The following is an 11,032-nucleotide window of genomic DNA, read 5'->3' on the forward strand; positions in this document are numbered from 1 at the left end:
ATCATGAACCAGTAACTCTTGAGCACTTAGGTAGTTGGCGATCGCAATCCTTTCGGCCATCAACTTTGAATACCTCTACTGTAATGATTTTGGCTTTATTATAAGTTATCATCCGAACATGATATTATATTTTCTTGGTTTTACCCCCTTGTTATTTGATTTTAATCTTTTTTTTACAGATATCCTCTCAGTTACTCTCAGAAATGCTACAGAAAAAAGTAGAATCTCAAGAAACAACTACTACTACCTTTTCTACTTCCAGCAGTAAAGCAGAACTTTTAGATTTAACAACTGTGATTAAAGCATCTCAATCAATTTCTGGTGAAATTAAGTTGGAAAATCTTCTGCACAATTTAATGAAAATTACTATCGAAAATGCAGGGGCGCAAAAAGGCTGTTTAATTCTCAAGCATAAAGGTCGTTGGGTGATGGAAGCTCAAGGAAAAATAGATAGCAACGAAGTAACAATATCACAATCTATTCCGATAGAATTTGTAGACCCAGAAACATCTATTCCCATTTTACCGATCACTATTATTAACTATGTAATTCGCACTCAAGAAAATATTGTTCTTAATGATGCACTCCAGGAAGGACAATTTATTGATGACCCTTATATCATCGCCACACAAAGTAAATCTATTCTCTGTACTCCCTTAATTAATCAAGGTAAATTAAGAGGAATTATTTATTTAGAAAATAATTTAACCACAGGTGCATTTACCTCAAAACGAGTCTAACTTTTAAATATACTGTCTGCTCAAGCTGATATCTCTATTAACAATTCAAGACTTTAGACCAAAGACTTTTTCAGCAAACCCTAATTATAACTGTTCTACCGAACATGATATTAGCGGCAGCTCTGCGTTAGCAAATGGCATTCGCCCTCAGGAGTCAAGAAACTTCACTATGACTAATCACCCAACTCATTAAATCTTGCCACTCAGAAGTTTTAGCTAATCGATCAGCATCTAAATCATCCCCTACATTCTCAGAAAATCCTGTAAAGCTATCAATCCAATTAATCACTGTTCCCACAGGTAAAAAAGAAGAATATTCCCAAGACTTTTGTAAATATTCCACCATCTCAGAATAGAAACCCGTATAGTACAAATACCAAGAACTCCACACCAAAGTATTGTAACGCACCTGTTTTTCTAATAACTGAATTTCCAAAGGTAAAGACTCCGAGGCAAAAAACTTATCCAAAACCCCATTAATAGACCGTGCCTGAGATCTCCCATCCCGCATCGTATTTTGGTCGTGCTGACGATAACAAACAGTAGACTCTCGCAACCAGTCGGCCTCACAACCCTGCAAAGCCAAACGCAATACTAAATCGACATCCTCCGCTTGACCTAATCCCGCCTCAAAACTTCCCACCTGTTGCAACCAATCTCGTCGAAACATCAAAGTACCCATTGTGCCTATTGGTTTCCATCGTAACCATGCCTCTAAATCCAATTTAGGAACATAATCCCAGGGAGTCTCATCTTTAATAGTTTCACCATCCTGATTCACTCTGCGCCACCCACTGTGAACAATTCCCAAATTCGGTTGCGCGTCAAATACCCCTACCTGGGCAGTCAGTTTATCCGGTAGAAAAAAATCATCTGCATCCAGAAAAGCAATTAACTCTCCCCGCGCCAGATCTATACCATGATTCCTAGCTGTTGAAACCCCTTGATTTTTTTGATATATATAACGGATAGCCTTAAAATAAGGTTCCAAGACTAAAGAGGTATTGTCTGTGGAGCCATCATCAATGACAATGATTTCATAGGATTGATAAGTTTGGGATAAAATACTTTCGATGGCCTGGCGAATATAGCGATCGCCATTGTAAACGGGTATAATTACGCTTACCCGTGGAGTTTTAGTAGTAGTTGACATCTTAATAGACTTAGGTAGTAGGTGGTAGGTGGTAGGTGTTAGCTCGTAGGTGGAAATTCAAGAGGGAACACTGGATATTGTAGATACCTTCCATGGAAAGTTTCTATCAAAAATGGAGCTTTGAGGACTCCCGGTATAATCTCCAATTTACCGGGAGATGAATCGCGACCAAACAAACAATAAGCACTCTATTGAGATAGAATTATGATACAATGGGAACATGATAACACTGAGGTGTCACTGCGGCCTTTGCAGATCGTAGAGCAAATTGACGCTCGTTGGCCTACTGTCGGGGACTGACAACAGTCTAGATAAGTGCCACTCAAGCAGTAAACCTCGCATCGGCGAGGTTTGGGAATCTCCCGTTAAATCAAAGATTATAACGGGAGAGGATGTCAAATTCTTTGAGAATTACAGCAAGTTCAAAAAATCGGTAGTCCTGCTCGCGTAATGGTAGATGGGGATGAAAAACCTCTAGTACTGGCATCCTGCCCGCGAGTACGGGAGCAAGATGCTCCCACTACCATTCTCCTTAACCAAAATAATTACAATAGACCACTATTACAATGCACTACCACCAAAAAATCAAGCTCCTGACTCCTGACTCCTGACTCCTGACTCCTGAGTGCTATTTCTCAACTGCTACACGAGGTAGTCGATGCTTAAAACTACAAAGAATTTCCCAGGAAATAGTCCCTAAAGTATTTGCCCAGTCTTCAGCAGAAATTTGATACTTACCTTGCTCTCCCAATAAAGTGACTACTTCACCTGTTTCTAGATCAGGAATATCACTCACATCCAGCATTAATTGATCCATAGTAATAGCTCCAACTTGAGGAATCAATTTATCGCGCACAATAACTTTCATTTTATTAGAAAGATTACGAGGTACACCGTCAGCATAACCAATACCTACCACTGCTAAACGCATCCGCTTTTTGGCAATAAATTGGTAACCATAACTAACACCAGTACCTGCTTCAATAGTTTTGACCTGTGTCACCCTAGCTTTAACCTGCATTACAGGTTTTAAATTAACTTTCTGATGCAAATGAGGTGCTGGATAAAGACCATAAAGAGCTAAACCCACTCGTACCAGATCGTAATGTAAAGCAGAGTCAGTTAAAGTAGCTGCCGAGTTAGCAAAATGAAGCTGCACATCCCTAGAAAAACCTTCTCTATCAATACAACACGAATCTATTGCTTCCTCAAACCTTTGATGCTGTTTTCTCATCACTGTTTGGTCAGGACTATCTGCAGTGGCTAAGTGAGAATAAATACTAGCAATTTTTAAATTTGGTAATCTCTGGACAAATTGTACAAATTTTACTGCTTCTTGCCAAGGCATTCCCAAGCGAGACATTCCTGTATCCAACATCAGATGCACTGGCATTGCTTTAGTGTAATGGGAAAGAGTCTCTGAAAAAACTAAAGCTTGCTGAGGGGTACAAATAGTTGGTTGAAGTTGCCAGTGAGCGATCGCTTGAATTTGTTCTGGTCGGTCTGTTGCTCCTAAAATTAAAATTGGTGCTTCAATTCCAGCTAACCTTAACTCTATTCCCTCTGGCACTGTTGCGACTGCCAACCAATCTGCACCTGCCTCTAAAATAGTTTGAGATACTTGACACGCTCCATGGCCATAAGCATCTGCTTTAACTACTCCCATCAATTTAGTTTTTGCTGATAGAATACTCTTAAGCTGTCGTACATTATAGGCCAATGCCTGGTCGTTAATTTCTACCCAAGCTCTTTGACAAATCCCTCCATAAGCATCACTTTCTATCGAGTCCTGATTTAAGCTTTCTGTTACTAGAGTTTTAAAAGAAGCATTTTCCCAACTCAACATTTTGATTCACTCCTCAATTAATTAACTTTCCTATTAAAACTATTTGCTACCATAATTAGTGATTATCAGGTTATATAGCTACAGCTCGGGAAGATTATTTTTATAGGGAACAGTTAATATTAACAAGTAGTTTAAACAATCCAAAATACAAAATACAAAATTATCAAATCATACCCAGAATCAGCAACGCCAAAAATTTTTTATACCTTAAATTTGTCTGTCAGAAAATTGTTTAATACCAATTAAAAAAAAGAATGTTACGAATAATCAGGGCTGTAAGGGTGTTCGCGGCAGCTTTGCGTTAGCAAGTTGCCATCCCCCCCTACTTTATAGGAGATTTCTCTTGGACTAAAAAGATAAATTCTGACCTAAAAACTGGTATTAAAGCCATTAATTCTGACTCATTCCTCCTGACTCGGTCCTCCTGACTCAGTCCTCCTAAGAAATATCCTAGCTATTTGTAGCAAACATTGATCAAATTGGTATAACTCTAAACTTTTGTCCCAACAAATATCAATTGTGTTAATCTATGAGAAAATATTATCTTTTCAGAAATATCAATGGCCAATGTTTTAGTGTTGAACGCTTCTTATGAACCGCTCAATATCACGAGTTGGCGACGAGCGATCGTCTTGTTGCTCAAAGGTAAAGCGGAGCAGATTGAACATAATGGGGTATATATCCTGCCAGATATTCCCTTGCCTACAGTTATTCGACTGCGATACTACGTCCGAGTTCCTTATAAGGATATTCCTTTGACACGCCGAAACATTATGCACCGAGATGGTCATTCCTGTCAATACTGTAATTATACAGGCGATGATTTAACCTTAGATCATGTCATCCCGCGATCGCGTGGTGGTGGCGATACCTGGGAAAATCTTGTGACTGCTTGTGTTCGCTGCAATGTCCGCAAAGGTAATCGTACCCCAAAAGAGGCGAATATGACTTTGCATTATCTTCCTCGAAAACCCTATAGTGGCCTTTACTTTGAATTGACTAAACACGTTAAAAGTGGTAGGAATAAGGAATGGAAAAAATATGTGATTGGTTTATGAAGCCCCTGTCCATCTGAAGGCAGGGGTTTTTTGTATGGAAAATAGCAATATCAGGCAAAAGACAGAAAAAAAAATAGAAGACAGAAGGCAGAAGGAAAAATCTGACTTTGTTTGAGTTTTCAGCTTCTTTAGACTGCTACAGTTAGTATTTTTATTAAAAAGGAGGGTGCATCAGTTTTGATTAATGCAGCATATGCTCAAACCAGACCCTGTCTAGATTCTCCCCATCTCCTCACCCTTGCCACTCTCCCTGTATACTTTTGCATAGCAGTTGCACTAAAAGCTCATTCTCTCTCACAAAAATTTGATAATATAGTCTGGATGCTGAACAGCTTATGAGTATAAATGTTTATTTCATCCGTCACGGTATAGCTGCAGATGCAGAAAATTATCCCACAGATTCAGAACGTCCTTTGACGGAAACAGGCGATCGCAAAACTCACAAAATTGCTCAACAAATCAAAAAATTAGGTCTTCATTTCAACCTAATTCTCACCAGTCCTTTAGTTAGAGCTTATCAAACTGCTAAAATTCTTCAAGAAAATAAATTAAGTTCTAAAGTAGAAGAATTTTTACCACTAGCTCCTGATGGTGAAATTAATATCTGGCTAAAATGGCTAAAAACATGGCAACTTCAAGAAAATAGAGAATTAGCTCTTGTAGGCCATCAACCAGACTTAGCAAATTGGGCAGAAATTTTAATCTGGGGAGAAGCTAGACAAGTTTTGATACTAAAAAAAGCAGGGGTTATAGGTATTTCCTTGCCTGAAGTTGGTTCACCAGTAGGTAATAGTCAAATGTTTTGGTTGACACCACCAAAATTTCTACTTAATTAGGGTTTGCTGAAAAAGTCTTTTGGTAGGGGTAGGAGACAACCCACCCCTACTGCTCCTAGGAGGGGAAGACAGGAGACAGGAGACAATCCACCCCTAACCCCTCCCAGGAGGGGAGAAATGGGAATGAGCGAGGAGGTAGGAGCTAAGTTTTCTCCCAAGATTGTTCTGCCCAACTATGCGCCTAAAATACTAACATCCATGAGCGTTTTAGACTGAAATAGGCGCACTACAATTCTACCCCAAAAAGGTTAAAATCTTTATATGTCAATGCTTTTAGATTTAATCAGCAAACCCTAATTAAACCAAATTCAAAAAAAAAATTAATTGCACAGCAGGGAATAGGAAACAGGGAACAGTGAAAAAAGTTTTCCTCTGTCTCAGGTTGATCATCAATATAAGTCAAATACTAGCTCGTTCCTTGCTATATATTTGATAGTCATTTTAGCTATAAGTTATCAGTTAATAGTTAACATTTGTGGCAAAGAAGACTGAAAAATAAAAATATAGGTTCAAATAATTACCTAAAATTCAAGAATCCAATAGCAATACTACAGGAAAAAATATCCAAGAATAGACGTGGTTGGCATTTTAAATTAACCCACAAACTCTGTGACTGGGCAGACAATATTTTTGTTGAATATATTAACTTTAAATCATGATAAGCGACGAATTGTGAGAAAGCAATTTTTAGACTATGAAATAGATCGATATCTTAATGAAATACTTTCTAATATTTGCAGGAATTGAAGCCAATATTTGCAGGAATTGAAGCCAATATTATTTCTATGATTTAACGGTAGGAGTATCAATAGCCAGAATTATTAATAAATTATTGTCAAAACCACAACACAACTAAGCTAGTTGATAGTATAAGGTGACAATATTCTAACTAAGTAAAAGGTATAGTAATGTCTGTCGTCTGTATCGAATTTAAACCAGGTTTAGAAGGTGTTCCCGCTACCCAATCAAGTATCAGTCACGTCGATGGACAGCTAGGAGTACTGGAATATCGAGGCATTAATATTCAGGAACTGGCAAAAAAGAGTTCTTTTCTGGAAACAGCATATTTATTAATTTGGGGCTATCTTCCTAGCAAAGAAGAATTAGAAAGCTTTGAGTATGACATTCGCTATCACAGAAGAATTAAGTATAGAATTCGGGACATGATGAAATGTTTCCCAGAAACTGGACATCCAATGGACGCTCTACAGACTTCAGCAGCAGCTTTAGGTTTATTTTATTCTCGCCGTGCCCTTGATAACCCAGAATATATTAGGTCTGCAGTCATCAGGTTACTGGCAAAAATTCCAACTATGGTAGCTGCTTTCCAGTTAATGCGTAAAGGTAACGATGCTGTACAGCCAAAAGATGACCTGGACTATGCAGCCAACTTCTTATATATGCTGAATGAACGGGAACCCGATCCATTAGCAGCACAGGTATTTGATGTTTGTCTGACCCTCCATGCTGAACATACTATTAATGCTTCTACATTCTCAGCTATGGTAACTTCTTCTACTTTGACAGATCCTTATGCAGTTATAGCTTCGGCAGTGGGAACTTTAGCTGGTCCACTACATGGGGGTGCTAATGAAGACGTTATTACTATGTTGTCCGAAATTGGTTCAGTAGAAAATGTTAGGCCATATCTAGAAAAATGTTTGGAGACTAAGGCCAAAATTATGGGTTTTGGTCACAGAGTCTATAAAGTGAAAGACCCACGAGCTATTATTCTTCAGGAACTGGCAGAAAAGTTATTTGATAAGTTTGGCTACGACAAATATTATGAGATAGCTTTAGAGATGGAAAAGGCTGTAGAGGAAAAATTAGGCCACAAAGGAATTTACCCAAATGTGGATTTTTATTCTGGTTTGGTTTATCGAAAATTAGGCATTTCTAGCGATCTATTTACACCAGTATTTGCTATAGCTCGTGTAGCTGGTTGGTTAGCTCACTGGAAAGAACAGTTAAAAGAAAATCGGATTTTTCGTCCTACACAAATTTATACAGGAGAGCATAATATTTCTTATACTCCTATTCAAGAACGTTAAGTATCATAAACATTCAAAACAAATATAGTCTTATGTAGTACAATATTTTGTTTTGTCTCCAGAATTTTGGGCGACTATTGACATAATCTAACAATGTCTGTGATGATAGAAAATCAAATAGCCTCAAGAGTCAACGATCTGAGTTCAATAGGGTGAAATTACTGGACTGACACGCTACCTCTAGACACATCAGAACCTACGTCCAAGACTCTGTATTATGACCAAGTAGAAATTGAATCAGGGAGATCATCAAAAAAGAGGAAAAGAAAAAGTAGCCCCAAATGCTTTTAGCTATGGGATATAGGGTGTTGTAGTTCACGAGCGTCAAGGTAACACCTGCAAAATAAAGGATATGTCTTATGTGACTATATTTTTATGAACTATTTGATAATGGATAATTCAGAAATTGTTTTTTCAACTGTCGCCGACATGAAATGCTACGGGACATGAAAAGTGTAACTCCTCTGGAAGAAAGAGTATGACAGAAGGAACCAAAAACGCATAGGTGTGTAGCATAGATTGTTCATCCTGCACAGTATCTCAAGAGCAGCTTCGGGAAGATGTCAAGGATGTTACTAAAAGTCGTTATTAGTAGGAAACTATTAATGATTTTTTTGACCTATGAATATTTTTGCTTCTGTCTTTGTAATCAGCTTTCTCGTACTAGCAGTTGGATTTCTTACCCAGAAGATTTTGATTAAGAGGGAGATTAAATGGTCTTTTCCTAGTATATATAATCAAAATGTCAAAGACAACGAACTAGAATTAAGCAGTCCAACTGAAGAATTGTTGTATTCCAAAGTTCTGCTTTATACCAGTGCTGTTGGCATTATCGGGGGATTAGTTGCTACAGCTTACTACTTTGTTTTAGAACACTGTTTGGAGTTGGTCTGGGAAATAGGGAAGCACTACTTCACAGGAATTTTCCCGGATTGGTTCCCAGCATGGAACTACACCTGGATTGTATCAACAATTGGAGGGTTTGGGGTTGGCTTGTGTCTCTATTTCTTTGGTCAACCAGGAGAAATGGCAAAGGTGATTGATAAAATTCACGATCCTGGTCGTTTGGAACCAAGTCAAACACCAGGAATGATTGCCACTTCTTTAGTATCAATTACTGCTGGTGGAAGTTTGGGACCTGAAGCACCTCTGGTACAAATTAATGGTAGTTTAGGAAGTTGGATTGCAGATAAACTGAATTTGAGTCTGAAGGAAACACGAGTTCTGACCTTTTGTGGTATGGGTGCAGCATTAGCAGCATTCTTTGGCGATCCGGTTGGTGGCCCGTTATTTGCCCTGGAGATTCCCCATCGTCGCGGAATTCAGTATTATGAAGCAATTATTCCGGCGGTTGTTGCAGGGATTTTTAGTTTTGGTGTGTTTCGGTTTGGCACTGGGTTAGAAATTGGAGGTATCTATCGCTTTGACTACTTTGATAGTATTCCTGCTTTGAGTTGGCTAAATCTTCTGGAAGCTGGAGTTCTAGGAATAGTTGGTGGTTTAGCTGGAATTTTGTTTATTGGGATTTTTCGACTCACAGAGTTGGCCATCCAACCTATTGAAAATAGGCATATTTGGCGAGCAATTTTGGGAGGATTAGGAATTGGTTGGTTGGCAGTTTTATATCCCCAAACTCTCTTCTTTAGCGAGCAACAAATTGAAACTCAATTAATTGAACCAGCTACTACACTTACAGTTGTAACGTTACTCGGAATTTGTCTGGCTAAAATGGTGGCCATTAGTTTCACGATTCATGGTGGATTTCGAGGGGGTTTTATTTTTCCCCTATTTTTCACAGGAGCAAGTTTAGGGTTGGCCATCAGTTTTTTGATTCCAGCGGTACATCCAACTATTGCAATGTTATGTTGCATGGCGGCCATTAATGTATCGATTACCAAAACTCCGATTAGCACCTCGATTATTTTGAGCGTTTTATCTGATACATCAATAATTCCGATTATAGCGATCGCTAGTTTTACCAGTTTTATATTGACTAGCAGTATTGGTTTGTTAAGAACTCAACGCCCTAGAAAACAAGTCGAAAATCCACAGTGCCTTATTAAAACAGCACTACATGAATAGGGAGTTTCATTAATTGATAATTAATAATTAATAATTCGGTAAAATATATAGTTAGGGTTTGTTGAAAAAGTCTTTTTGTTGAGGCAGGAAGTAGTTAAGAGTCAGGATAAATAGGGAGTTATAGAGGAAGTATTCGAAAGAATAATATCCTGATTTTTCTGCCAAACTATGCGCCTAAAATACTAATTTTTTGAGGGTTTTAGACGTGATACAAGGCACTTTTCAAAGGCACAAAAAGGCACTTTTATTCATAAGTTAATGCTTTTGTAAGCCCTAATTATAACTATTAAATCTGACATTATATAATTTGATAAACCAAACCTATATCCATGAATGAAACTATTACTATAAGTCTAGAAAAAATTTGTGTATCAACTGATTTTCCTTATGGTGAAGCTTGGATACCAGATGAAGATAAAAATCTACTACAACTTAGTTCCAGCTATTATATTGATTCCGGCTTTGGCAACAAGGATTTAGAACAATTTTGGGTTTGTAGTCAAGATTTTATATTATCTAGGGGTGAAGGCTTACCAGGACGAGTTTGGTTATCAAAACAACCGGAATGGATTATAGACGTAACTATCGAATCTGAGGGATATTTTTTACGCAATCAAATTGCGAAAGCTTTTGGAGTCAAAAGTGGCTTTTCTGTACCTGTAATTACACAAAATAAAGTTTTGATAGTGTTGGCTTTTTTTACGGCACAAACTCATTCTAAAGATACAAAAATTATAGAAATAGCAACAAGTCAAGCCGAAAGTTTAGGAAAGTTTCTATTACATTTATAATAGATATCTCCAACAATAAAAAATTAAATCAATTATCGTACAGAAATAATCAATTATTTCCCTCTATTCCCTATTCCCTCTTTTGTAAGTTTATAGACCAATATTCATTACTTAATTCACTTGGACATTTTAAAAGTGTCAACCTCTTTTATCAATTATCAATTATCCATGCTCTATAAAAATATCAGGTTTAGCTAATCCCAGAACCCTATCTTTCTGATAAAATCAACAAGCAAAGTAATAATACTTATTGAAGCCTACTCTAAATGAATTCAGGAATCGATCTACAAAGAACATTTATTCAAGCTCTCGTAGACTTGGGCCTATCTCCAGAAATAGCCAGAACCGTTTGGCTACCATTACCCATGTTATTAATGATTGCCGCTGCTACTGTTAGTGTTCTAGTAACAGTGTGGCTAGAGCGAAAAATCTCCGCAGCAGCTCAACAAAGAATTGGCCCAGAATTCATTGGTCC

Annotated in this window: 10 protein-coding genes; 8 read left to right on the plus strand and 2 right to left on the minus strand. The window is 37.7% G+C overall.

Going from position 1 to position 11,032, the window contains the following annotated elements; translation table 11 throughout:
• Positions 1-155: 155 nt before the first annotated feature.
• Positions 156-740 (plus strand): GAF domain-containing protein, encoded by a 585-nt coding sequence (locus tag F6K27_RS30700; protein WP_287300952.1) that lies wholly within the window; start codon positions 156-158, stop codon positions 738-740.
• Between the two features lie 154 nt (positions 741-894).
• On the opposite strand, the gene F6K27_RS30705 is transcribed toward F6K27_RS30700, so the two are convergent.
• Together F6K27_RS30705 and alr are read right to left on the minus strand one after the other, a co-directional pair.
• A complete protein-coding gene (locus tag F6K27_RS30705; protein WP_124145774.1) occupies positions 895-1,893 on the minus strand; it encodes a glycosyltransferase family A protein in 999 nt (332 codons plus the stop codon).
• A 628-nt stretch (positions 1,894-2,521) separates the two neighbouring features.
• Entirely contained in the window at positions 2,522-3,739 is a 1,218-nt protein-coding gene (gene alr / locus F6K27_RS30710; RefSeq protein ID WP_287277257.1) for an alanine racemase, read from the minus strand.
• Positions 3,740-4,299: 560 nt separating this feature from the next.
• Between alr and F6K27_RS30715 the strand changes: the two genes are divergently transcribed.
• The 7 genes from F6K27_RS30715 to F6K27_RS30745 all read left to right on the plus strand — a co-directional run.
• Complete coding sequence (locus F6K27_RS30715; RefSeq protein ID WP_124145772.1) at positions 4,300-4,797, plus strand: HNH endonuclease; 498 nt, start codon at positions 4,300-4,302, stop codon at positions 4,795-4,797.
• Between the two features lie 335 nt (positions 4,798-5,132).
• Positions 5,133-5,633, plus strand: a complete 501-nt coding sequence (sixA, locus tag F6K27_RS30720; protein ID WP_287277259.1) for a phosphohistidine phosphatase SixA — start codon at positions 5,133-5,135, stop codon at positions 5,631-5,633.
• Positions 5,634-5,636: 3 nt separating this feature from the next.
• Positions 5,637-5,849, plus strand: coding sequence for a hypothetical protein (locus F6K27_RS30725; RefSeq protein ID WP_287284398.1), 213 nt, complete (start codon positions 5,637-5,639; stop codon positions 5,847-5,849).
• A 692-nt stretch (positions 5,850-6,541) separates the two neighbouring features.
• Entirely contained in the window at positions 6,542-7,684 is a 1,143-nt protein-coding gene (locus F6K27_RS30730; RefSeq protein ID WP_287243774.1) for a citrate synthase, read from the plus strand.
• Between the two features lie 621 nt (positions 7,685-8,305).
• Entirely contained in the window at positions 8,306-9,766 is a 1,461-nt protein-coding gene (locus F6K27_RS30735; protein WP_287284395.1) for a chloride channel protein, read from the plus strand.
• A gap of 329 nt (positions 9,767-10,095) precedes the next feature.
• On the plus strand, positions 10,096-10,557 hold the full coding sequence (locus F6K27_RS30740) for a GAF domain-containing protein (protein ID WP_124145769.1): 462 nt from the start codon (positions 10,096-10,098) through the stop codon (positions 10,555-10,557).
• Positions 10,558-10,823: 266 nt separating this feature from the next.
• The coding region (locus F6K27_RS30745; protein ID WP_287300953.1) for an NADH-quinone oxidoreductase subunit H at positions 10,824-11,032 on the plus strand (209 nt) is incomplete at its 3' end.

It is taken from the genome of Okeania sp. SIO2F5 (genome assembly GCF_010692685.1).
In the GTDB taxonomy this organism is placed as follows: Bacteria; Cyanobacteriota; Cyanobacteriia; order Cyanobacteriales; family Microcoleaceae; genus Okeania; species Okeania hirsuta.